At 73.5% G+C, this 21,866-nt stretch carries 20 protein-coding genes and 1 pseudogene; 8 read left to right on the top strand and 13 right to left on the bottom strand.

Features of this window, described 5'->3' with window-relative positions; all coding sequences use genetic code 11:
* Window positions 1-91 precede the first annotated feature (91 nt).
* From sucB to cobU, 6 genes and pseudogenes are all read right to left on the bottom strand, one after another.
* On the bottom strand, window positions 92-1,873 hold the full coding sequence (gene sucB / locus ACIQ87_RS12795; protein ID WP_402405418.1) for a 2-oxoglutarate dehydrogenase, E2 component, dihydrolipoamide succinyltransferase: 1,782 nt from the start codon (window positions 1,871-1,873) through the stop codon (window positions 92-94).
* 80 nt (window positions 1,874-1,953) lie between these two features.
* Window positions 1,954-3,360, bottom strand: coding sequence for a dihydrolipoyl dehydrogenase (gene lpdA, locus ACIQ87_RS12790; RefSeq protein WP_263455757.1), 1,407 nt, complete (start codon window positions 3,358-3,360; stop codon window positions 1,954-1,956).
* 463 nt (window positions 3,361-3,823) lie between these two features.
* Window positions 3,824-5,326, bottom strand: a complete 1,503-nt coding sequence (locus ACIQ87_RS12785) for a leucyl aminopeptidase (protein WP_402405417.1) — start codon at window positions 5,324-5,326, stop codon at window positions 3,824-3,826.
* A gap of 258 nt (window positions 5,327-5,584) precedes the next feature.
* A complete protein-coding gene (locus ACIQ87_RS12780) occupies window positions 5,585-6,376 on the bottom strand; it encodes an adenosylcobinamide-GDP ribazoletransferase (RefSeq protein WP_402405416.1) in 792 nt (263 codons plus the stop codon).
* An 83-nt stretch (window positions 6,377-6,459) separates the two neighbouring features.
* Complete coding sequence (locus ACIQ87_RS12775; protein WP_402405414.1) at window positions 6,460-7,584, bottom strand: nicotinate-nucleotide--dimethylbenzimidazole phosphoribosyltransferase; 1,125 nt, start codon at window positions 7,582-7,584, stop codon at window positions 6,460-6,462.
* A gap of 28 nt (window positions 7,585-7,612) precedes the next feature.
* Window positions 7,613-8,266: pseudogene (gene cobU / locus ACIQ87_RS12770) on the bottom strand (bifunctional adenosylcobinamide kinase/adenosylcobinamide-phosphate guanylyltransferase); the annotation flags it as partial.
* A 37-nt stretch (window positions 8,267-8,303) separates the two neighbouring features.
* Here cobU and ACIQ87_RS12765 point away from each other — a divergent pair.
* On the top strand, window positions 8,304-8,504 hold the full coding sequence (locus tag ACIQ87_RS12765) for a hypothetical protein (protein ID WP_402405412.1): 201 nt from the start codon (window positions 8,304-8,306) through the stop codon (window positions 8,502-8,504).
* Between the two features lie 22 nt (window positions 8,505-8,526).
* Here ACIQ87_RS12765 and ACIQ87_RS12760 read toward each other — a convergent pair whose 3' ends face one another.
* Both ACIQ87_RS12760 and ACIQ87_RS12755 read right to left on the bottom strand, forming a co-directional pair.
* Window positions 8,527-9,249, bottom strand: coding sequence for a class I SAM-dependent methyltransferase (locus ACIQ87_RS12760; protein WP_402405485.1), 723 nt, complete (start codon window positions 9,247-9,249; stop codon window positions 8,527-8,529).
* Window positions 9,250-9,446: 197 nt separating this feature from the next.
* Window positions 9,447-10,046 (bottom strand): DUF3043 domain-containing protein, encoded by a 600-nt coding sequence (locus ACIQ87_RS12755; protein WP_392869443.1) that lies wholly within the window; start codon window positions 10,044-10,046, stop codon window positions 9,447-9,449.
* Between the two features lie 301 nt (window positions 10,047-10,347).
* Here ACIQ87_RS12755 and ACIQ87_RS12750 point away from each other — a divergent pair, with 301 nt between their 5' ends.
* Complete coding sequence (locus tag ACIQ87_RS12750; RefSeq protein WP_392869442.1) at window positions 10,348-11,154, top strand: PspA/IM30 family protein; 807 nt, start codon at window positions 10,348-10,350, stop codon at window positions 11,152-11,154.
* 37 nt (window positions 11,155-11,191) lie between these two features.
* Window positions 11,192-11,485: a hypothetical protein gene (locus ACIQ87_RS12745; RefSeq protein WP_402405410.1), complete on the top strand. Its 294-nt coding sequence runs from the start codon at window positions 11,192-11,194 to the stop codon at window positions 11,483-11,485.
* 108 nt (window positions 11,486-11,593) lie between these two features.
* On the opposite strand, the gene nadA is transcribed toward ACIQ87_RS12745, so the two are convergent.
* Window positions 11,594-12,778 carry a quinolinate synthase NadA gene (gene nadA / locus ACIQ87_RS12740; protein ID WP_392869438.1) on the bottom strand — a complete coding sequence of 395 codons (1,185 nt, stop codon included), beginning with the start codon at window positions 12,776-12,778 and terminating at the stop codon, window positions 11,594-11,596.
* 191 nt (window positions 12,779-12,969) lie between these two features.
* Between nadA and ACIQ87_RS12735 the strand changes: the two genes are divergently transcribed.
* The 3 genes from ACIQ87_RS12735 to ACIQ87_RS12725 all read left to right on the top strand — a co-directional run bounded on the left by ACIQ87_RS12735 (window position 12,970) and on the right by ACIQ87_RS12725 (window position 16,093).
* The gene (locus tag ACIQ87_RS12735) at window positions 12,970-13,893 is read left to right on the top strand and encodes an NADP-dependent oxidoreductase (protein WP_402405408.1); all 924 of its coding nucleotides are present in this window, start codon (window positions 12,970-12,972) and stop codon (window positions 13,891-13,893) included.
* Between the two features lie 181 nt (window positions 13,894-14,074).
* Entirely contained in the window at window positions 14,075-14,539 is a 465-nt protein-coding gene (locus ACIQ87_RS12730) for an Lrp/AsnC family transcriptional regulator (RefSeq protein ID WP_049651848.1), read from the top strand.
* Window positions 14,540-14,725: 186 nt separating this feature from the next.
* Window positions 14,726-16,093: a pyridoxal phosphate-dependent decarboxylase family protein gene (locus ACIQ87_RS12725; protein ID WP_402405405.1), complete on the top strand. Its 1,368-nt coding sequence runs from the start codon at window positions 14,726-14,728 to the stop codon at window positions 16,091-16,093.
* Window positions 16,094-16,145: 52 nt separating this feature from the next.
* Here ACIQ87_RS12725 and ACIQ87_RS12720 read toward each other — a convergent pair whose 3' ends face one another.
* A complete protein-coding gene (locus ACIQ87_RS12720; protein ID WP_402405403.1) occupies window positions 16,146-17,006 on the bottom strand; it encodes a GNAT family N-acetyltransferase in 861 nt (286 codons plus the stop codon).
* A gap of 256 nt (window positions 17,007-17,262) precedes the next feature.
* On the opposite strand from ACIQ87_RS12720, the gene erpA reads away from it, so the two are divergent.
* Window positions 17,263-17,616 (top strand): iron-sulfur cluster insertion protein ErpA, encoded by a 354-nt coding sequence (erpA, locus tag ACIQ87_RS12715; protein WP_316520866.1) that lies wholly within the window; start codon window positions 17,263-17,265, stop codon window positions 17,614-17,616.
* A gap of 63 nt (window positions 17,617-17,679) precedes the next feature.
* On the opposite strand, the gene ACIQ87_RS12710 is transcribed toward erpA, so the two are convergent.
* Together ACIQ87_RS12710 and ACIQ87_RS12705 are read right to left on the bottom strand one after the other, a co-directional pair.
* A complete protein-coding gene (locus tag ACIQ87_RS12710) occupies window positions 17,680-18,360 on the bottom strand; it encodes a hypothetical protein (RefSeq protein WP_402405402.1) in 681 nt (226 codons plus the stop codon).
* A 124-nt stretch (window positions 18,361-18,484) separates the two neighbouring features.
* Window positions 18,485-18,691 (bottom strand): hypothetical protein, encoded by a 207-nt coding sequence (locus ACIQ87_RS12705; RefSeq protein ID WP_402405400.1) that lies wholly within the window; start codon window positions 18,689-18,691, stop codon window positions 18,485-18,487.
* A gap of 273 nt (window positions 18,692-18,964) precedes the next feature.
* Here ACIQ87_RS12705 and ACIQ87_RS12700 point away from each other — a divergent pair, with 273 nt between their 5' ends.
* A complete protein-coding gene (locus ACIQ87_RS12700) occupies window positions 18,965-19,942 on the top strand; it encodes a carbohydrate kinase family protein (protein ID WP_402405398.1) in 978 nt (325 codons plus the stop codon).
* A 10-nt stretch (window positions 19,943-19,952) separates the two neighbouring features.
* Here the strand turns inward: ACIQ87_RS12700 and ACIQ87_RS12695 are convergent, their stop codons facing one another.
* Window positions 19,953-21,764 carry an aminotransferase class V-fold PLP-dependent enzyme gene (locus ACIQ87_RS12695; RefSeq protein WP_402405396.1) on the bottom strand — a complete coding sequence of 604 codons (1,812 nt, stop codon included), beginning with the start codon at window positions 21,762-21,764 and terminating at the stop codon, window positions 19,953-19,955.
* Window positions 21,765-21,866 lie beyond the last annotated feature (102 nt).

Here is a 21,866-nt window from a genome sequence, read left to right as displayed (position 1 = left end):
TCCGTCAGGGGGGCCGGGAACGGCGGAACCCCGCGCCGTCCGGGGACGACGCGGGGTTCCGTACGCGGGGTTCCGCGGGGACCTGGTGGGGTCAGAGGCCGAGCTCGACCTCGAACTCGCCGGCCTCGAGGATCTCCTTGACCGCGACCAGGTAGCGGGCGGCGTCGGCGCCGTCCACCAGGCGGTGGTCGTAGGAGAGCGACAGGTAGGTCATGTCACGGATGCCGATGGCGGTGCCGCCGTCGGCCTCGATGACCACCGGGCGCTTGACGGTGGCGCCGATGCCCAGGATGGCGACCTGGTTCGGCGGCACGATCACGGTGTCGAACAGCGCACCGCGCGAGCCGGTGTTGCTGATGGTGAAGGTGGCGCCGGACAGCTCGTCCGGGGTGATCTTGCTGTCGCGGACCTTGGTGGCCAGCTCGGCGGTCTTCTTCGAGATGCCGGCGATGTTGAGGTCGCCCGCGCCCTTGATGACCGGGGTCATCAGGCCCTTCTCGGAGTCCACCGCGATACCGATGTTCTCGGTGTCGAAGTAGGTGACCGTGCCCTCGGCGTCGTTGATCCGGGCGTTGACGACCGCGTGGACCTTCAGCGCCTGGGCGGCGGCCTTGACGAAGAACGGCATCGGGGAGAGCTTGACGCCCTCGCGGGCCAGGAAGCCCTCCTTGGCCTTCGCGCGCAGCGACATGATCTTGGTGACGTCCACCTCGACCACGCTGGTCAGCTGGGCCTGCTCGTGCAGCGCCTTCATCATGTTGTCGCCGATGACCTTGCGCATGCGGGTCATCTTGACGGTCTGGCCGCGCAGGGCGGACGGCGCGGCGGCGGCCTTCGGCGCGGCGGCCGGGGCGGCAGCGGCGACGGGGGCCGGAGCGGCCTTGGCGGCCTCCGCGGCGGCGATGACGTCCTGCTTGCGGATGCGGCCGCCGACGCCGGTGCCGGCGACGGAGGACAGCACGACGCCGTGCTCGGCGGCGAGCTTGCGCACCAGCGGGGTGACGTAGGCGTCACCGTTGTCGGCCACCGGAGCGGCCGGGGCGGCAACCGGGGCCGGAGCAGCCGGGGCGACCGGAGCCGGAGCGGCAACCGGGGCCGGAGCGGCCGGGGCAACCGGAGCCGGGGCAGCGACCGGGGCCGGAGCGGCCGGGGCAACCGGAGCCGGAGCGGCAACCGGGGCCGGAGCGGCCGGGGCAACCGGAGCCGGAGCCGGGGCGGCGACCGGAGCCGGAGCGGCGGCGACGGCACCGGCGGCACCGATCAGCGCGAGCTGGGCGCCGACCTCGGCGGTCTCGTCCTCGCCGACCAGGATCTTCACCAGGGTGCCGGCGACCGGCGACGGGATCTCGGTGTCGACCTTGTCGGTGGAGACCTCGAGCAGCGGCTCGTCGATCTCGACGGTGTCACCCTCGGCCTTCAGCCAGCGGGTGACGGTGCCCTCGGTGACCGACTCGCCCAGCGCCGGCAGCAGCACCGGGGTGGCGTCGGCGGCCGGAGCGGCGGCGGGGGCCGGAGCGGCGACCGGAGCCGGAGCCGGAGCCGGGGCGGCAACCGGAGCCGGAGCGGCAACCGGGGCCGGAGCGGCGGCGGGCGCGGCCTCGGCGACCGGGGCCGCGGCGGCGACCGGGGCACCCGAACCGTCGTCGATGACCGCCAGCTCGGCGCCCACCTCGACGGTCTCGTCCTCGGCGACCTTGATGGAGGCCAGGATGCCGGAAGCCGGGGCCGGGATCTCGGTGTCGACCTTGTCGGTCGACACCTCGAGCAGCGGCTCGTCGACCTCGACACGCTCACCCTCGGCCTTCAGCCAGCGGGTGACGGTGCCCTCGGAAACGCTCTCGCCCAGCGCGGGCAGTGTTACTGAGACCGCCATGGTTTCAGCGACTCCTATCAAGTCTTGCGTACGGGAAGTACTTGCGTACGGGAAGTACCGGGAAAGGGGGTGGGGCGTGATCAGTCGTGCGCGTGCAGCGGCTTGCCGGCCAGCGCCAGGTGCGCCTCGCCCAGGGCCTCGGACTGGGTCGGGTGCGCGTGGATGAGCTGCGCGACCTCGGCCGGCAGGGCCTCCCAGTTGTAGATCAGCTGGGCTTCGCCGACCTGCTCGCCCATGCGGGCGCCGACCATGTGGACGCCGACCACGGCGCCGTCCTTGACCTGGACGAGCTTGATCTCGCCGGCGGTCTTCAGGATCTTGCTCTTGCCGTTGCCGGCCAGGTTGTACTTGAGGGTGACGACCTTCTCCTTGCCGTACAGCTCGACGGCCTTGGCCTCGGAGATGCCGACGGAGGCGACCTCGGGGTTGGAGTAGGTCACGCGCGGGACGCCGTCGTAGTCGATCGGCATCGGCTTGAGGCCGGCCAGGCGCTCGGCCACCAGGATGCCCTCGGCGAAGCCGACGTGGGCCAGCTGCAGGGTCGGGGCGAGGTCACCGACGGCGGAGATGGTGGGCACGTTGGTGCGCATGTACTCGTCGACCAGGACGTAGCCGCGGTCCATCGCGACGCCGTTCTCCTCGTAGCCGAGACCGGCCGAGACCGGGCCGCGGCCGATGGCGACGAGCAGCAGGTCGGCGTCGATCTGCTTGCCGTTCTCGGTGGAGACGCGGACACCGGTCTCGGTGTACTCGACGCCCGAGAAGCGCGCCTTCAGCTCGAACTTGATGCCGCGCTTGCGGAACGCGCGCTCCAGCAGCTTGGAGGAGTTCTCGTCCTCCAGCGGGACGAGGTGCGGCAGCGCCTCGACGATGGTGACCTCGACGCCGAAGGACTTCCAGACCGAGGCGAACTCGACGCCGATCACGCCGCCGCCGAGGATGACGGCCGACTTCGGGATGCGGTCGAGCTTGAGGGCGTGGTCCGAGGAGATCACGCGGTTGCCGTCGATCTCCAGGCCCGGGATCGAGCGCGGCACGGAACCGGTGGCCAGGACGATGTGCCGGCCTTCGATGCGCTGGCCGTTGACGTCAACCGAGGTCTGCGAGGAGAGCTTGCCCTCGCCCTGGATGAAGGTGACCTTGCGGGACGCCACCAGGCCCTGGAGGCCCTTGTACAGGCCGGCGATGACGTCGTCCTTGTACTTGTGGACGCCGTTGATGTCGATGCCCTGGAAGGTGGCCAGCACGCCGAACTCGGCGGCCTCCTTCGTCTCGTCCGCGATCTCCGCGGCGTGCAGGAGAGCCTTGGTCGGGATGCAGCCGCGGTGCAGGCAGGTGCCGCCCAGCTCACCCTTCTCGACCAGGGCAACGCTCAGGCCCAGCTGAGCGGCGCGGAGCGCCGCGGCGTAACCGCCGCTTCCGCCTCCGAGAATGACTACGTCGAAAACGGTGCTGGCGTCGTTCGCCACGTCACGTCCTCCATGCATGGGGTAGGTCGCCGGGCCGGTCGCGGTCCGGTGGGTCGGAAGCCTTTGTGGGGCGCCCAGTCGTGCCGGAAATACATCTTCGCACTTGTTCACGGTGGCTGATGTCCGGGCCCGAGCCAGGGGTGTCCCGCGGAGCGGTCACCGGGGCGGGAATACCCCCGACGGAAGGGCATCATCGCAGCTCAGCGACGTGTTGACAGCCGCCGGTCGGGCGTCTTCCACGCCGCCCGCCGCCACTTCTTCCGCAGTGCGGAACAAAGTTTCGCCCGCAGCGAACAGGGGTGCGCCCCGTCGCCCCGACCTACTCGCAGGTAACCCGGCCGGAACGCCCGGCCGGAACGCCCGGCCGGAAAGCCGACGGGGCCCGGCGCACACGCGCCGGGCCCCGTCGCAGCGGGTCCTCGACCAGGAGCCCCCTCGATCGGGGTCCCGGACCAGGCTTCGCCGGTTCGGCCTCGCCGGATCAGGCCTTGCCGTTCGCCTTCTGCTCGGCGAAGCGGACCAGGGTGCGCACCGCGCTCGCGGTGCCGCCCTTCGGGGTGTAGCCGTACGGCGCGCCCTCGTGGAACGCCGGGCCGGCGATGTCCAGGTGCGCCCAGTCGGTGCCCTCGGCCACGAACTCCTTCAGGAACAGGCCGGCCACCAGGCCGCCGCCCATCCGCTCGCCCATGTTGGCCAGGTCGGCGATGGTCGACTCGGTGAAGCCCTTGCGCAGGTCGGCCGGCAGCGGCATCGGCCAGGACTGCTCGCCCGCCTCGCCGGCCAGGACGTGCAGCTCCTCGCGCAGCTCGTCGTCGTTGGCCATCACGCCGAAGGTGCGGTTGCCCAGGGCCAGCACCATGGCACCGGTCAGGGTGGCCACGTCGACGATGACGTCCGGGTTCTCCTCGCCGGCCCGCACGATCGCGTCGGCCAGCACCAGGCGGCCCTCGGCGTCCGTGTTCAGGACCTCGACGGTCTTGCCGCCGTACATCTTCAGCACGTCGCCCGGGCGGGTGGCGGAGCCGGACGGCATGTTCTCGGCCAGCGCCAGCCAGGCGGTCACGTTGACGACCAGGCCCAGGCGCTTGGCGGCCACCACGGCGGCGAACACGGCGGCGGCGCCGGCCATGTCGCACTTCATGGTCTCGTTGTGGCCGGCCGGCTTCAGCGAGATGCCGCCCGAGTCGTAGGTGATGCCCTTGCCGACGAAGGCGAGGGTGGCCTTGGCCTTCGGGTGGGTGTAGGCCAGCTTCACCAGGCGGGGCGGGTTCTCCGAGCCGCCGCCGACGCCCAGCAGGCCGCCGAAGCCGCCCTTGGTCAGCGCCTTCTCGTCCAGCACCTCGACCTTGAGGCCGTGCTCCTTGCCGGCGGCCTGGGCGATCGCGGCGAAGCTCTTCGGGTTCAGGTCGTTCGGCGCGGTGTTGACCAGGTCGCGGGCCCGGTTCATCTCCTCGCCGATCGCGGCGGCGCGCTCCACGGCGGCCTTGGCGTCCTTGCTGCCCTTGCGGGCGGTCAGCAGGACCAGCTCGCCGACCGGCTCCTTGCCGTTGCCGTCGCCCTTGTACGTGCCGAAGGCGTACGAGCCGAGCAGGCCGCCCAGCGCGACCGCCTCGATCTCCTCGGCGGACTCGGCCGGCAGGGCCAGCGCGGCCTTCTTGGCACCGGCCAGGGTGCGGGCGGCGACACCGGCGGCGCGGCGCAGCGTCTCCAGCTCGTAGGCGCCCTCGGCGGCCTCGCCCAGGCCGACCGCGAGCACGAGCGCGGCCTTCAGGCCGGCGGGGGAGGGGACCTTGACGGCCTCGCCCTCGGCGCCGGTCGCGCCCAGGGTGCTGAGGACCTCGGTCAGCTTGCCCTCGAACGCCTCGTTGACGGCCTCGGCGCCGGGGGCCAGCACGATGCCCTTGGGGCCCTTCGCGACACCGATCACCAGGGCGTCCGCGCGCAGCGAGGCGGCGGAGGAGGTGCTCACAGACAATGCAGTCACGTAATGCGTCCTGTTCTTTCGCGGTCCACGGCCGGCCACGGCGAGGCTGCCGCACCGGCGCAGCCCGCCGTCGCAGGCCGTCCGCCGGCGGGCCTCCGCGGGTCCGGGCCCCCTGGTGCGCGCGGCCGTCCGCGCGGCCGCGCGCACCAGAGGCCCCGGCTCCTCGGTGCGCGCCGGGCGGGCAGGACCTGCCACGGTGCAGGGCTGCGGTGCTCCACGCATGGTAGTCCGCATGCTGGGATCACGCGCCGCCCGGTATCAGCCGAGCAAAGCCAGGGCGAACAGCGAGGCGGTCGCGGCGGTTTCGGCCATCGCGCCGAGCACGTCGCCGGTGATCCCGCCGAACCGCCGCACACACCGGCCGAGCAGCAGCCGGGCACAGCCGGTGCCGAGTACAACGGCCAGTGGGAGAAAGAGAGTTGACCATCCGTCGAACAGTCCCGCGGCGGCCAGGGCGAGCGCCGCGGCGGCCGTCCCGGCGGCGGCCCCGGCGGGCGGCACGGTGCCCGCCACCATCGCCCCCAGCCCGCCGGGCCGGGCGGCCGGCACCGACCGCAGGCAGCCCCAGGAGAGCGCGCACCGGGCGGCCGTCGCCGAGGCGAGCACCGCGAGCGCGCCGCGCAGCGGGGAGTGGTCGAACTGCCCGGCCAGCGCGGCCACCTGGGCGAGCAGCACGAGGACCAGGGTCAGTACGCCGAACGGACCGATGTCGGACTGCTTCATGATGCGCAGCGCGTCCTCGGCCGGCTTCCCGCTGCCCAGCCCGTCGGCGACGTCCGCCAGACCGTCGAGGTGCAGCCCGCGGGTCAGCCCGGCGAGCACCCCCACCGCGGTCACCGCGCCGAGCAGCCCGCCCGCCCGCCAGGCCACCAGCGCCCCGGCCGCGGCCGCCAGGGCCCCCAGCACCAGTCCGACCAGCGGGGCCGTCAGCATCGCCCGGGCCGCCGCGGCCCGGTCCCACCGCTCCACCCGCACCCGCAGGACGGACAGCGTCCCGAAGCCGAACCGCAGGCCGTCGGCCCAGCCGGCCCGATCGCCGCCGTTCGCCATGAATCGCGTTCCTCTCACAAACAAGAACGCCCCTGACCAGGGGCGTTCTTGTGGGGTGTCGGGCAGTCAGCCGAGCGGTGCCGCTACAGCTTCCGCAGCAGGTCCGCCGCCGAGGGCAGCTTGGGCTGCTCCCTCGGCGCGCTCGGCGCGGCCGGTACGAACGGCTTCGGCGTCTCGTCGGCGAGCACGTCGCCCGCGGCCTGGAGCAGCGGCAGCGCCAGCAGCGCGCCGAGGCCCTCGCCCATGGTGATGCCCTGGTCCTGCAGTGGCGTCAGGGTCAGCCGGTCGTACGCCTTCGCCTGGGCCGGCTCGCCGCTGGACTGCCCGGCCCGCCACCACTCCGGGGCCCGGAAGGCGATCCGCTGCGCGACCAGCGCGCAGGCCGCCGAGACCACGCCGTCCAGCACCACCGGCAGCCGCCGGACGGCCGCCTGGAGCAGGAAGCCGGTGATCGCCGCGAAGTCGGCCCCGCCGGTGGCGCCGAGCAGCGCCAGCTGGTCGCCGAGCACCGGCCGGGCCCGCCGCAGCGAGTCCCGGATGGCGGCGCACTTGACCATCCACACGCGGTCGTCGATGCCGGAGCCGCGCCCGGTCACCGCCGCCGCGTCCGTCCCGCAGAGCGCGCCGACCAGCACGCCTGCCACCGTGGTGGCGCCGACCCCGAGGTCGCCGAGCAGCACCAGGTCGGTGCCGGCGTCGGCCTCCTCGTCGGCGACGGCCATGCCGGCCCGGAAGGCCCGGACGGTCTCCTGCGCGGTGAGCGCGTCCTCGACGTCGATCCGCCCTGAGCCGCGCCGGATCCGGTGGGCGACCACCTCGTCCGGGAAGTCGTGCGGGTCGGCGTCCACCGCGACGTCGACGACCCGCACCTGGGCGCCGTAGCGCGCGGCCAGCCGGGACACCGGCGCGCTGCCGTCGAGCACGGCCCGCACCCGGGCCGCGGTGCCGCCCTTGGCGGGCATCCGGGAGACCCCGAGCGCCGCCACGCCGTGGTCGGCGGCGAACAGCAGCACCTTGGGGGCGGAGACCGGCAGCACCGGCGAGCGCCCCTGTACGGAGGCCAGCCAGCTGCCCAGCTCCTCCAGCCGGCCGAGCCCGCCGCGCGGCCGGTCGGCCGCCTGCCAGCGTTCCTCGGCGGCCCGCCGGGCGCTCTCGTCGGGGCGCTCGACGAGCGAGGAGAACGTATCGAGATCCACGGTCGTGTCCATCGTCCGGAAGGCTACACGCCGAAGGTGTTCAGTTTGAGGCTGCCTTGACGTCCGGCTTGATGGTGAGCGCCTGTCCGGCCACCACCAGCAGGACGCGCTCCGAGGCGTCCGCCACGGCCATGTTGAGCCGGCCCAGGGTGTCGCGGAAGCGGCGGCCCACAGGGGTGGCCGGGACGACTCCCATGCCGACCTCGTTGCTCACCGCGACGGCCGTCCGTCCGGTGGCGGACCAGGCGCCGGCCAGCGCGTCGCAGCGGCGCCGGACGGCGGCCTCGCCGCCGTCCGCCCAGACCGCGTCGTCCCAGGCGCCGCACTCGTCCATCACGGCGGTCAGCCACAGGGCGAGGCAGTCGATCAGCACCGGTGCCGGGTCGGCCGGGTCGGCGAGCACGGCCTCCAGGTCGCAGGTCTCGGCGGTGCGCCAGCTCCCCGGCCGGCGCTCCCGGTGCAGCGCGACCCGCTGGGCCCACTCGGCGTCGCCGTCCCGGGTGCCGCCGGTGGCCACGTACAGGACGTCCGGGTGGTCGGCCAGCAACTGTTCGGCGCGGGTGGACTTGCCGGAGCGGGCGCCGCCGAGCAGCAGCGTGCGGGGCAGCGGGGGACGGGTGGGCTCGGGTGGGGTCGCCATGCCGCCATCCTGCCCGAGAGGTATACGGCGGGTCGGGTCGGGCAGGCTATGGTGCGCAGCACACAGGCAGCGTCAGTGGGAGGAGCCGGGCATGGTCTGGACGTGGCGGTACGAGAAGGCGGACGGCAGCGCGGTGACGCCCGGCGGCGGCCAGGAGGAGTTCGCCGGCCAGGGGGACGCCGAGACCTGGATCGGGGAGACCTGGAAGCAGCTCGCCGAGGAGGGCGTGGACACCGCGGTCCTGCTGGAGGACGGCACCAAGGTCTACGCGATGAGCCTGCACGAGGGCTGAGCCCGGGGCCGGCCGCGCGGGGCTACTTCGCCCCGATCACGTGCAGGAGCGCGGCGACCTGCCGGTACGGGTCGGTGCGGCCGGCCCGGTCCTCGGCTTCCAGGAGCTGGGCCAGCTGCCGCCCGTCCACCGGCGGGGCCGCGTCGTCCGCGGCGTTGTCGGTGAAGACCCGCACGCCGTACCAGTGCCGCAGCGGCACCGACACCTCGGAGAGGGTGACGGTGAGGTCGGAGAGCCGGTCGGCCCGTGCGGCCAGTCCGACCCGGTTGTAGTACCGGTCGCTCTCGAAGGCGTGCAGGGCGGCCCGCCAGTCCCCGGCGGCGGCCGGCCGAAGGGCGAGCGAGTCGCGGTTGCGGACGAGCAGCGAGAGCAGTCCGCCGGGCGCCAGCAGCCGGGCCAGCGAGGCGATCATCGGGTCCGGGTCGGGCAGGTACATCAGCACGCCGTGGCAGAGCACCACGTCGAAGCTGCGCGGGCCGAACCAGCGTCCGCACTGGTGGCCGTCGCCGCTGAGCAGCTGCATCCGGCCGCGGACCTCCGGCGGTTCCTCGGCGAGCGCCGCCTGGGCGACGCCGAGCGCGACCGGGTCGGAGTCGATCCCGGTGACGTAGTGGCCGGCCCGGGCCAGCCGCAGCGCCTGGGTGCCCTGGCCGCAGCCGATGTCGAGGACGCGCTGCGCGCTGCGGCCGGACAGCTGTTCAGCGAGCTGGCGGGCGACGAGCTCCTGGCGGACGAAGTTGCGCAGTCCGCCGGGCCGGGTCGGCCAGGCGGTGGTGCCGCCCGCGAAGGAACCGCTGCGCGAGGGCAGCCGGCGCTCCTGCGCGATCCGGTCGTGGCCGCCCTCGCCCTGCCCCGGAAGCGTGCCCCCCTGCCCGGGAACCGCGTAGAGGCCGGGCCCCTCCCAGGAGGGCGGGGCCCAGCCGGAGTCGACCGGTTCGGCGGTCAGGGCTTCTCCCCGCGCCGCACCTGCGGCTTGGGCAGACGCAGCCGGCGCATCTGGAGGGTGCGCATGATGCCGTACGCGACGGCGCCGCGGGTGTTCTGCCCGGCGAAGCGCTCGGCCAGCTGCTTGCGCAGGCCGAGGCCGAGGCGGACGAAGTCCAGCACGACGAACACGAAGAACAGCAGGAACAGCAGCGTGGAGAGCAGCTGGAGGGTCGGCACCTTGACGATGCTGAGCACCAGGATGACCACGGCGGCCGGCAGGAAGAACTCGGCGAGCGACCAGCGGGAGTCCACGTAGTCGCGCGCGAACTTGCGCACCGGGCCCTTGTCACGGGCCGGCAGGTGGCGCTCGTCGCCGTTCATCAGGGCCTGGCGCTGCTTCTCGCGCTCGGAGCGCATCCGCTCGCGCCCCTGTCGGGCGGCCTCCTTGCGGTCCTTGGGCACGGTCACCCGGGTACGCCGGTTGGCCTCGGCCTCACTGCGCTTGGGGGTGGGGCGGCCCTTCTTGGCCTGCGGGTCGCGGGCCTGGGTCGTCTCGTCCTGCTTCTCCAGCACGGTGGCGGAGGCGGCGGCATCATCTGAACGGCGTCGGAACACACCACCAGCGTACGGGGTGCCGGGCGGCTTCCACGGGTGCCCTCGGACCCAAACGCATATCGATACCGCAGGGGCGGCGTGCGGGCCGGGTTTCCGGGGGCCTTCCCGTAGGGGATCAGTCGGATGGACGATGGGAGGTATGAGGGGCGGATCCACCCGGGGGAGGAGGAAACGCCTCCGGTCGCTGTAGCAGTCTTGTTGCAGGCAGGTGCACTGCGGCGACGGGCTCGCTGCACATACACTCGTCGTGTCTGGTAACGAGATAGAGACCGCAGGCCGGAGAAGGGGGCACCCGAGGCCCATGAGCGACGGAATCATGAAGCGTATGGGGCTGATCTTCCGCTCCAAGGCGAACAAGGCCTTGGATCGGGCGGAGGATCCGCGTGAGACGCTCGACTACTCGTACCAGAAGCAGCTCGAGTTGCTGCAGAAGGTACGGCGCGGTGTCGCGGACGTCGCGACCTCGCGCAAGCGGCTCGAGCTCCAGCTGACCCAGCTCCAGCAGCAGTCGGCCAAGTACGAGGACCAGGGCCGCAAGGCGCTGTCGCTCGGACGCGAGGACCTCGCCCGCGAGGCCCTGACCCGCAAGGCCAACATGCAGTCGCAGATCACCGACCTGGAGACGCAGTACCAGCAGCTCCAGGCCGAGGAGGAGAAGCTCACGCTCGCCTCCCAGCGACTTCAGGCCAAGGTGGACGCCTTCCGCACCAAGAAGGAGACCATCAAGGCGACGTACACGGCCGCCCAGGCGCAGACCCGCATCGCCGAGTCCTTCTCCGGCATCTCGGAGGAGATGGGCGACGTCGGCCTGGCGATCCAGCGTGCCGAGGACAAGACCGCCCAGATGCAGGCCCGCGCCGGTGCCATCGACGAGCTGCTCGCCTCCGGCGCGCTCGACGACGCGAGCGGTCTCGGCCGCAAGGACGACATCGAGGCCGAGCTGGAGCGCGTGGCCGGCGGTTCCGACGTCGAGCTGGAGCTGGCCCGGATGAAGGCCGAGCTGTCCGGCCCGTCCTCGGCCGGTCCCGCCGCGATCGAGCAGGGCAAGCAGCCGGGCGCCCAGCCGCAGCCGCAGCAGGACACCCCGCGCATCAACTACAACAAGTGATCCGAGCTCGACCCCACGAACCAGGGAGACGCACGGCATGATCATGAGGGTCATGGGTGAAGGGCAGTACGAGGTGGGCGATGACCACCTGAACCTGCTCAACGAGCTCGACGCGGAGCTCGTCACCGCAGTGGAGTCGGGGGACGAGACGCTCTTCCGCCAGGCCTACGGCAAGCTCATCGACGCGGTGAAGCAGTTCGGCACCCCGGTGCCGCTGGATTCGCTGGAGCCGTCCGAGCTGATCCTGCCGAGTGCCGACGCGACGATCGACGAGGTCCGCGAACTGCTCATGGCCGACGGCGAGGGCGTGATCCCGGGCTTCCCCGAGTAGCGCCTGCGGCTGCTGCCAGACGAAAGGGCGGGCCCCCTCCGGTGGGAGGGGGCCCGCCCTTCGTGCGTACGGCCGCGGGTTCCCGGGCCCGTGGCCCGGGGCCGCGGACTACGGCAGGGCCAGCATCCGGTCCAGCGCCGCCTTGGCGTACTTCTCGGTCTCCGGGTCGACGGTGATCACGTTCGGCACCCGGCCCTCGACCAGCGACTCCAGCGCCCAGACCAGGTGCGGCAGGTCGATCCGGTTCATGGTCGAGCAGAAGCAGACCGCGCGGTCCAGGAAGACGATCTCCTTGTCCGGGTGCGCCTTGGCCAGGCGGCGGACCAGGTTCAGCTCGGTGCCGATGGCCCACTTGGAGCCGGGCTCGGCGGCGTCCAGCGCCTTGATGATGTACTCGGTCGAGCCCACCATGTCGGCGGCCGCGACGACCTCGTGCTTGCACTCGGGGTGCACCAGGACGGTCACGCCGGGGATCCGCTCGCGCACGTCGTTCACCGAGTCCAGGCTGAACCGGCCGTGCACCGAGCAGTGGCCGCGCCAGAGGATCATCTTCGCGTTCCGCAGCTGCTCGGCGGTCAGGCCGCCGTTCGGCCGGTGCGGGTTGTAGACCACGCAGTCGTCCAGCGAGAAGCCCATGTCCCGCACCGCGGTGTTGCGGCCGAGGTGCTGGTCGGGCAGGAACAGCACCTTCTGGCCCTGCTCGAAGGCCCACTCCAGGGCGCGCTTGGCGTTGGAGGAGGTGCAGATGAGGCCGCCGTGCCGGCCGGTGAAGGCCTTGATGTCGGCGGAGGAGTTCATGTACGAGACCGGGACGGTCACGTCGGCTATGCCGGCGTCGGTCAGCACGTCCCAGCACTCGGCGACCTGCTCGGCGGTGGCCATGTCGGCCATCGAGCAGCCGGCCGCGAGGTCCGGCAGGACGACCTGCTGCCGGTCGCTGGTGAGGATGTCCGCGGACTCGGCCATGAAGTGCACGCCGCAGAAGACGATGTACTCGGCCTCGGGGCGGGCCGCCGCGTCGCGGGCGAGCTTGAAGGAGTCGCCGGTGACGTCGGCGAACTCGATCACCTCGTCGCGCTGGTAGTGGTGGCCGAGGATGAACACGCGGTCGCCGAGCGCGGCCTTGGCCGCGCGGGCGCGCTCGACGAGGTTCGGGTCGGAGGCCGGGGGGAGGTCACCGGGGCATTCGACGCCGCGCTCGCTGTTCGGGTCGGCCTCGCGGCCGAGCAGCAGCAGAGCGAGCGGGGTCGGAGTGGGGTCGACGCCGTGGGTCTCGGTGATGGTGGTGGTCACGGGCGGGTGCCCTTCTGTGCGGCCGAGCTAGCGGTGGGGCCTTTTCGTCTAACTGACGCAATCTATTCTAACCTCTTAGCGTCAGAGTGACGATGGCCATCCTGTCGATGTGACGAGAACCGCTCGTCGAAACGGATGCTTCCGTCGGGGGCCGAATCGATATTTCCAAGCCCGCGGGTATGGCTGAGCCCATGAAAGCAATCGCGATCAACCGCTACGGCGGTCCCGAGGTGGTCGAGTACACCGACCTGCCCGACCCCAAGGTCGGCCCCGACTCCGTGCTGGTCGAGGTCCGGGCGGCCGGGGTGAACCCGGTGGACTGGAAGGTCAGGGACGGCGCCCTGGACGGCATCCTCGACGCGCACTTCCCGCTGGTCATGGGCTGGGACGTGGCCGGCGTGGTCCGCGCGGTCGGCGGCGGGGTCACCGAGTTCGCCCCGGGCGACGAGGTGTTCGGCTACGTCCGCAAGGACGCCGTCGAACACGGCACCTACGCCGAGCTGGTCTCCGCCCCCGTCCGCACCCTGGCCCGCAAGCCGGCCGCGCTGGACTGGGCGCAGTCCGGCGGCCTGCCGCTGGCCGGGCTCACCGCCCTCCAGAGCCTGCGGGCGCTGCGCCTGGCCGAGGGGGAGACCGTCCTGGTGCACGCCGCCGCCGGCGGGGTCGGCCATCTGGCGGTGCAGCTGGCCAGGGCCGTCGGCGCCCGGGTGATCGGCACCGCGGCCGAGCGCAACCACGACTTCCTGCGCGGCCTCGGCGCCGATCCGGTGCGCTACGGCGAGGGCCTGGCCGACCGGGTCCGCGCCCTCGCCCCCGACGGGGTGGACGCGGCGCTCGACCTGGTGGGCCACGGCGCGGTCCGGCTCTCGGCCGAGCTGGTGGCGGACCCGGGCCGGATCGCCTCGGTCGCCGACTTCGGGGTCAGGGCGATCGGCGGCCGGTACGTCTGGGTGCGCCCGGACGCCGGCGGCCTCGCCGAGCTGGCCGCGCTCGCCGACGACGGGCGGCTGACCGTCACCGTCGCCTCCACCTTCCCGCTGGCCCAGGCCGCCTCCGCCCAGGCGCTCAGCGCCGAGGGCCGCACCCGGGGGAAGATCGTGCTGCTCGTCCCGTGACGGCCTCCCGTCGTCCCGCGACGGCCTCCCGTCGTCCCGTGACGGCCTCCCGCCCGTCGCCCGGCGGCGGTGAACTCGTCCAGGTCATCCGCCAGAATGGTGACGAACCGTTTCGGCAGTGGCAGTCCGCCGCCCGGAGCGACCCCGCCGCCCCCCGTACGACCCGTGGAGCCCCGTACCCATGACCAGCAGCCGAGCGCACGAGGTGGTCGGGGCCGACCTGGACGAGACCGACCGGCTCCTGCTCGCCCGGCTCGGCAGCGACGGCCGCGCCTCGTACGCCGAGATCGGCCTGCAGGTGAACCTCTCCGCCACCGCCGTGCGCCGGCGGATCGACCGGCTGCGGGCGCGCGGCGTGGTGCGGGGCTTCACCGTGGTGCTCGACCCGTCCGTGCTGGGCTGGCAGACCGAGGCCTTCGTCGAGGTCTACTGCCGCGAGCGCACCGCCCCCGAGGAGATCCTCGCCAGCCTGCGGCAGTTCCCCGAGGTGGTCGCCGCCTGGACGGTCACCGGCGACCCGGACGCCCTGGTCCACCTGCGGGCCGCCGACATGCGCCACCTGGAAGCCGTCATCGAGCGCATCCGGCGCGAGCCCGGCGTGCAGCGCAGCCGCTCCTCGGTGGTCCTCTCCCAGCTCATCGGGTAGCGCCCGCGGGCCGTACGCAGGAATCCTGCGCGGACCTGCCCGAAGACGCCCGAAACCTGCCTGACCAGCCGCGTTCCGACGCGCGGCGGGGCGCCCGCGCTGCCTACGCTGATCACGTCCGGTCGTCGCGGTGAAGCGTCCCGCCGCCCGGGCGCCCCCCGACACCCCACGCCGAGAGGGACAGCCGTGTCCGCAGCACCCGACCGCATGCACCGGCCCGACAACGAACTGGTCGACCTGGTTTTCGACTACATGCGGGAGCGGCTGCAGTACGACCCCGTCCCGCTCGACCACCCCGGTGACGGCGAGCACCTGCGCGCCCAGCTGGCCGGCGTGCTCAACCAGCACGGCAACAACCCGGTCGACGTGCTCAAGCTGTACGACCACGAGCTGTCCCGGGCGGTCATCTCCGCCGACAGCCCGCGCTACCTGTCCTTCATCCCGTGCGCCCCGACCAAGGCCGCGCTGCTGTTCGACATGGTCGTCTCCTGCGCCTCCCTGCAGGGCATCTCCTGGCTGGAGGCGGCCGGCGCGATCGCCGCCGAGAACCAGGTGCTGCGCCTGATCGCCGACCGCGCGGGCCTGCCCCAGTCGGCCGGCGGCACCTTCGTCTCCGGCGGCTCGGCCGGCAACCTCTCCGCCCTGGTGGTCGCCCGCGACACCGCCCGCCGCCGGCTGGGCGTCGGGCCGGAGGCGCGGCTGCGGATCGCCGTCGCCGACCAGGTGCACTCCTCGGTCAAGAACACCTTCAACATCATCGGCGTCGAGGCCTTCAAGGTCCCGACCGTCGACCGGCGGTTCACCGGCGAGGCACTGCGGGCCGCGCTGGCCGCCGACCCCGCCCCGGAGACGGTGATCGCCGTCGTCGGCACCGCCGGCACCACCAACGAGGGCATCGTCGACGACCTCAAGGGCCTGGCCGAGGTCGCCCGCGAGCGCGACCTCTGGTTCCACGTGGACGGCGCCTACGGCGGCGCCGGCCTGTTCGCCCCCTCGGTGCGCGAGCGCTACGACGGCATCGAGCACGCCGACTCCTTCGTGGTCGACCCGCACAAGTGGCTGTTCGCCCCCTTCGACTGCGCCGCGCTGATCTACCGCAACCCGCAGCTCGCCCGCGCCGTGCACACCCAGGACGCCTCCTACCTGGACGTCCTGCACACCGAGGGCGACGAGTGGAACCCCACCGACTACGCCTACCACCTGACCCGGCGCGCCCGCGGCCTGCCGCTCTGGTTCTCGCTGGCGGTGCACGGCGTCCAGGCCTACACCGACGCCATCGAGGCCGGCCTCACCCTGGCCCGGGAGACCGCCCAGCTGATCCGCGAGACCGAGCACCTGGAGCTGCTGTTCGACCCGCAGCTCTCGGCGGTCTGCTTCAAGCGCGTGGGCTGGACCAACGACGACTACTACCGCTGGTCGCAGCAGCTGCTCGCGGACCAGATCGGCTTCGTCACCCCCACCGGCTGGGACGGCGAGACGGTCGCCCGCTTCGCCTTCCTGCACCCCGGCACCACCATGGAGATGGTCCGGGAGATCCTGGACACCATGGTCTGAGTCCCCTGACGTCCACGGCCCCGCCGGCATGCCGGCGGGGCCGTACGCGTGCCTACAGGAACGCCCCGCTCGGCAGGTACGGCGTCGGCGGCCGCATCCCGCGCACCCCGACGAAGCCGCCGGCCCGCGGCGTCAGCCCCACCTCCAGCCCGACGTCCAGCGCCCACTCCTGCTCCGCGGTCAGGTGCTCCACCCGCGCCTCGACGCCGTCCGGCACCCGGGCCAGCGCCTCGCGCAGCAGCCGGGCGGCGATCCGCTTGCTGGTGGCCGCGAGCAGCCGCACCACGCCGCCGTCCCGGTAGCAGTAGCCGCTGCCGGCCAGCGCGTCGGCGATCAGCAGCTCCTCGAAGTGGCCCAGCATCAGCTCGTGGTCCGGCCCGTGCGCGGAGCCGCGCAGCCGCCGGTCCACCGAGTCCAGCAGGTGCAGGTGGGTCGCGTTGCCGCGGTGCACCGGGATGTCCCCGGGGTCGAGCAGCCCGTCCCGGTCCACCCGTCCGGCCAGCCGCATCGCCGGATGCAGGGTGAACCCGGCCAGCCGGTAGCGGCGGGCCGCGGCCGGGGAGTCCGCGGCGCAGACCATCCCGCGCAGGCAGCCCCGGGAGTGCGCCGCGGCCCGTTCCAGCAGCAGCCGCCCGACGCCCTTGCCCTGGGCGGACGGCCGGACGGCGAACAGCGAGGGCGCCCACAGGCCCTCCCGACGGATCGACAGCACCGCGCCGACCGGCTCGCCGCCGCTCTCGGCCAGCCAGCAGCCCCCGGGATCGGTGCGCGCCAGGTGTCTGGTCCGGGCCAGCCGCAGGGGCGTCGGCCCCGGCTCCGCTCCGGCCGGGGAGGTGTCGGCGAACGCGGCGTCGGCGAGCTCCCGGACGACCTCCGCGTCCGCGGCGGTGTCCCTGACCGGGCGAATGATCATGAGGACCATCCTGGCGTCCGGCGGCCCGCCGCGGGGTCGGTTCACCCGGATCCACGACCTCGGGACCGCTCGACGGTGACCCGCCGTCCGGCGGTGTGCGAGCATGGGGAGCGTAGGGGACGCGGGTGGTACACCCGGCCCACGGATATCCAGCCGCGAACAAGGCCGCACAATTCATCGCCCACCCGGGAAATGAAACCGGACGGCGGTTGGTTGGCACTGGCGGCAGACCGTCGTCAAGACCGGGAGAAAGCAGATGACCGTCCAGGACGAGACCACCGTCGAGAGTGGCATCCTCCTCACCGATGCCGCCGCGGCCAAGGTCAAGGCCCTGCTGGAGCAGGAAGGCCGCGAGGACCTCGCGCTGCGCGTCGCCGTCCAGCCCGGTGGCTGCTCCGGCCTGCGTTACCAGCTGTTCTTCGACGAGCGCTCGCTCGACGGCGACGTGATCAAGGACTTCAACGGTGTCAAGGTCGTCACCGACCGGATGAGCGCCCCGTACCTGGGCGGCGCCACCGTCGACTTCGTCGACACCATCGAGAAGCAGGGCTTCACCATCGACAACCCGAACGCCACCGGCTCCTGCGCCTGCGGCGACTCGTTCAGCTAAGCCCGCTGCGGAAGGCGGCCCCGGGATCACCCCGGGGCCGCCTTCTCGTTTCTCCGGCCGCGGCTACCGCCCGGCGACGTCCGGGCCGACCGGGTCCGGCCCGATGTGCGGGTCGCCCTCCAGCGGCACCTCCTGGCCGCTGGTCCGGTCCACCACGGTCCGCCCCGCCAGCGGCGAGCGCAGGTCGGCCGACACCGACTGCCGCTTGGCCAGGGCGTTGCACACCTGACCCGGCTGGACGGTGGGCGGTCCCGGCACGACCAGCACGTCCACCCGGCCCGGCTGCGACTCGTCCGCCTTCAGCGCGTACGTGGTGCAGACCCCGCCGAAGAAGTAGACGGTCAGCTTGGTGGTGCCGTCCACCCGGTAGCCGACCGGCGGGCGCACCGGCGAGCCGGACCCGTTCGGGTTCGGCTCGCCCACCGCGATCCCGTTGCCCGGGGGAGTGGCCGGGGCCGGCTGCCCCGGCGCGGGCGCGGCCGCCGTGGCCGTCTGGCCGGCGGGCGGCTGGGCGGCACCGGAAGCAGGCCCGGTCGCGTCCGCCGAGGACGGGCTCGCGGAGTCCGCCGGGGCCTGCGCGGAGGCACTCGCCGAGGCGGAGGCGGCGCCCGCGCCGCTCGCCGCCGAGTCCGAGGCGGACTTGCCGCCCCCGTCACAGCCGGCCACCGTCACCACCGCCGCCAGTGCCAGAGCGGCCAGGGCCACCGCCCGCCGACCGCGCCGGGGCATCGTCTCCAGATCCATCTGCACATCCTCCCGAGGGCTCAGCGGTGCCGCCTCCTCGCCGCTCCGCGCGGATGTGACGTGCTCCGGTCGGATCCGGTTCCGTTCCGGTTCCGACCCGTTCCGATCAGCCCGGCCGGCGGGCTCAGAACCCGTACTCGGCCATCCCGGCGACCACCCGCCGCGCGCCGGAGGGCACCCGGAAGCCGGTCGGTGAGGGAGCGGCGGGCTCCGGGCCGGCCGCGACCTCGGGCCAGAACCGGCGCAGCCGCCGGGAGGAGTCCACCAGGGCGTCGAGCGTCTCGCCGTCCTCGGTCCGCAGGACGGGCAGGGCGCAGGGGTCGGTCGTCATCGGTATCGCTCCGATCCAGGGCCGTGGCCACGCTGCCACGGTCTTCGACGGGGCCCGCACGACGGGCCCTCCACGGCCGACCCTAGGCAGCGGTCCGGCCGCCCACCAGTGCTACCGGGAGGTAGTACACGTCGGGGGGCAACGGGTGCCACCATGGCCGTACAGGCGGCAACTTGCGGCACTCCTGCCTGGGCGCTCCCCGGGGCCGGGTACCGTGGGTGGGTTCATCCCCGCCTGCCCGCTGGCCCAGCAGCCACCCTGAGGAGACCTTCCGTGCGTATCGCCGTCGCCGGCTCGATCGCCACCGACCACCTGATGACGTTCCCGGGTCGGTTCGCCGACCAGCTCGTCGCCGAGCAGCTGCACACCGTGTCGCTGTCCTTCCTGGTCGACGCCCTGGACATCCGCCGCGGCGGCGTCGCGCCGAACATCGCCTTCGGCATGGGGGTCCTCGGCCTGCGCCCCGTCCTGGTCGGCGCCGCCGGCGCGGACTTCGCCGAGTACCGCAGCTGGCTCGAGCGCAACGGTGTGGACTGCGACTCCGTCCACATCTCCGAGACCCGCCACACCGCGCGCTTCATGTGCACCACGGACGAGGACCACAACCAGATCGCCTCGTTCTACACCGGCGCCATGGCCGAGGCCCGCAACATCGAGCTGAAGCCGATCGCCGACCGCGTCGGCGGCCTGGACCTCGTCCTGATCGGCGCCGACGACCCGCAGGGCATGGTCCGCCACACCCAGGAGTGCCGCACCCGCGGCTACGCCTTCGCCGCCGACCCCTCCCAGCAGCTGGCCCGCCTGGAGGGCGACGACATCCGCGAGATCGTGGACGGCGCCGCGTACCTCTTCACCAACGAGTACGAGGCCGCGCTGATCGAGAGCAAGACCGGCTGGGGCGCCGAGGAGCTGCTCACCCGCGTCGGCACCCGGGTCACCACCCTGGGCAGCAAGGGCGTGCGGATCGAGCGCAAGGGCGAGGCGCCGATCCTGGTCGGCTGCGCCAAGGAGGAGGCCAAGGTCGACCCGACCGGCGTCGGCGACGCCTTCCGCGCCGGCTTCCTGGCCGGCCTGTCCTGGGACCTCGACCTGGAGCGCTCCGCCCAGCTCGGCTGCATGCTCGCCACCCTGGTGATCGAGACCGTCGGCACCCAGGAGTACGAGCTGCGCCCGGCCACCTTCCTGAAGCGCTTCGAGGAGGCCTACGGCGCCGAGGCGGCCGGCGAGATCGCCGCGCGCCTCGTCAAGTAGTCCGCCCCGCTCAGGAGCGGCGCACCACCAGGTAGGCCGAGCCCCGGTCGCCGCCGTACTCGGCGGCCGGGGCCTCGCCCGCGTACTCCTGCCCGCGCATCCCGCACCAGGCCGGGATGTCCAGCCGGGCCGCGTCGTCGTCCGCCAGCACGGCGACCGTGCCGCCCGGCGGCACCTCGTTGATCCGCTTCGCCAGCTCGATCACCGGCAGCGGGCAGCGCTTGCCCAGCGCGTCGATGACTGTGACTCGCCCGCTCGCCTCCGGACGCTCGGACCCGGCGCCGACACTCGTCGCTCCGGCACTCCCTCCTTCGTCGGTCGCTTGTCGCTCCTCACTTTCGGCACCGGCGCGTCCTTCGGCTCGGGGCGGGGTGACTCGCCCGCTCGCCTCCGGGTGCTCGGAGTCGGTGCCGACACTCGTCGCTCCGGCACTCCCTCCTTCGTCGGTCGCTTGTCGCTCCTCACTTTCGGCACCGGCGCGTCCTTCGGCTCGGGGCGGGGTGACTCGCCCGCTCGCCTCCGGGTGCTCGGAGTCGGTGCCGACACTCGTCGCTCCGGCACTCCCTCCTTCGTCGGTCGCTTGTCGCTCCTCACTTTCGGCACCGGCGCGTCCTTCGGCTCGGGGCGGGGTGGCTCGCCCGCTCGCCTCCGGGCGCTCGGGGCCGGTGACCTCCACGGGCGCCACCGGCGCCGGCAGGTCCAGCCCGAGCGGCGCCCGGACGCCGGCCACCAGGTCCGGCAGCACCGCGAGGAAGCGCTCCACGTCGGCCTCGGCCGTCCCGTAGGGCAGCGAGACCCGCACGTTCCCCTCGGTGAGCACCCCCATCGCCGCCAGCACATGGCTGGGCGTCAGCGTGGACGAGGTGCAGGAGGAGCCGGAGGAGACCGCGAAGCCCGCCCGGTCCAGCTCGGTCAGCAGCACCTCCCCGTCCACGTACAGGCAGGAGAAGGTGACGATGTGCGGCAGCCGCCGCACCGGGTCGCCGACCACCTCGACCTCGGGCACCAGCTGCGGCACCCGGGTGCGGATCCGCTCGACCAGCGCGTGCAGCCGGGCGTTCTCCCGATCGGCCTCGGCCCGTACGGCGCGCAGCGAGGCGGCCGCGGCCACGATCGCCGGGACGTTGACGTAGCCGGGCACCCGGCCGCCCTCGCGCTCGTCGGCCGGCAGCGGCGAGGCGTACCGGACGCCCTTGCGCACCGCCAGCACCCCGACCCCGGGCGGGCCGCCCCACTTGTGGGCGCTCGCCGTCAGCAGCGACCAGCCCGCCGGGACGTCCAGCCGTCCGGCGCTCTGCGCCGCGTCCACCAGCAGCGGGACGCCGGCCTCGGCGCACAGCGCGGCGACCTCGCCGACCGGCTGGACCGTCCCGACCTCGTGGTTGGCGCTCTGCACCGCGGCCAGCGCGGTGTCCGGGCGCAGCAGCGCGCCGAACGCCGCCGGGTCGACCCGGCCGCCCCGGTCCACCGGCGCCACCGAGACCTCGCCCCCGCCCGCCGACTGGCGCTCGGCGACGTGCAGCACGCTGGAGTGCTCCACCGCGGAGTGCACGAAGTGGCCGCCGCGCCGCCGGTTCCCGGCCAGGGCGCCCAGCAGGCCCAGTTGGACGGCCTGGGTGCCGCTCGCGGTGAAGGCGATCTCGTCGGCCCGCGCGCCCAGCACCGCGGCGACCGTCTCGCGGGCGGCGTCCAGCAGCATCCGGGCCTGCCGGCCGGAGCGGTACAGCCGGGCCGGGTCGGCCCAGCCTTCGTCCAGGGCGGCGGTCAGGGCCTGCCGCGCGACGGGGTGCAGGGGGGCCGTCGAGGCCGCGTCGAAGTACACGGTCACATTTAACGACACACCCGGTCCGCGACCCGGTCCGATCGCGCGACTCACCCGCCGTCAGTCGATCATCCCGAATGTCCGCTTCGTCCGTGCCCGACG

This window comes from Kitasatospora sp. NPDC096204 (genome assembly GCF_044763205.1).
GTDB lineage: Bacteria > Actinomycetota > Actinomycetes > Streptomycetales > Streptomycetaceae > Kitasatospora.
The sequence above is the reverse complement of the archived record's forward strand: the minus strand, read 5'-3'. Positions and strand labels throughout refer to the sequence as shown.

What these genes read in the sequence shown, in the direction of transcription:
- sucB (WP_402405418.1), bottom strand. Translation starts at nt 1,873, where the DNA reads ATGGCGGTCTCAGTAACACTGCCCGCGCTGGGCGAGAGCGTTTCCGAG.
- lpdA (WP_263455757.1), bottom strand. Translation starts at nt 3,360, where the DNA reads ATGCATGGAGGACGTGACGTGGCGAACGACGCCAGCACCGTTTTCGAC.
- ACIQ87_RS12780 (WP_402405416.1), bottom strand. Translation starts at nt 6,376, where the DNA reads ATGGCGAACGGCGGCGATCGGGCCGGCTGGGCCGACGGCCTGCGGTTC.
- ACIQ87_RS12775 (WP_402405414.1), bottom strand. Translation starts at nt 7,584, where the DNA reads ATGGACACGACCGTGGATCTCGATACGTTCTCCTCGCTCGTCGAGCGC.
- ACIQ87_RS12765 (WP_402405412.1), top strand. Translation starts at nt 8,304, where the DNA reads ATGGTCTGGACGTGGCGGTACGAGAAGGCGGACGGCAGCGCGGTGACG.
- ACIQ87_RS12750 (WP_392869442.1), top strand. Translation starts at nt 10,348, where the DNA reads ATGAGCGACGGAATCATGAAGCGTATGGGGCTGATCTTCCGCTCCAAG.
- ACIQ87_RS12745 (WP_402405410.1), top strand. Translation starts at nt 11,192, where the DNA reads ATGATCATGAGGGTCATGGGTGAAGGGCAGTACGAGGTGGGCGATGAC.
- ACIQ87_RS12735 (WP_402405408.1), top strand. Translation starts at nt 12,970, where the DNA reads ATGAAAGCAATCGCGATCAACCGCTACGGCGGTCCCGAGGTGGTCGAG.
- ACIQ87_RS12730 (WP_049651848.1), top strand. Translation starts at nt 14,075, where the DNA reads ATGACCAGCAGCCGAGCGCACGAGGTGGTCGGGGCCGACCTGGACGAG.
- ACIQ87_RS12720 (WP_402405403.1), bottom strand. Translation starts at nt 17,006, where the DNA reads ATGATCATTCGCCCGGTCAGGGACACCGCCGCGGACGCGGAGGTCGTC.
- erpA (WP_316520866.1), top strand. Translation starts at nt 17,263, where the DNA reads ATGACCGTCCAGGACGAGACCACCGTCGAGAGTGGCATCCTCCTCACC.
- ACIQ87_RS12710 (WP_402405402.1), bottom strand. Translation starts at nt 18,360, where the DNA reads ATGGATCTGGAGACGATGCCCCGGCGCGGTCGGCGGGCGGTGGCCCTG.
- ACIQ87_RS12705 (WP_402405400.1), bottom strand. Translation starts at nt 18,691, where the DNA reads ATGACGACCGACCCCTGCGCCCTGCCCGTCCTGCGGACCGAGGACGGC.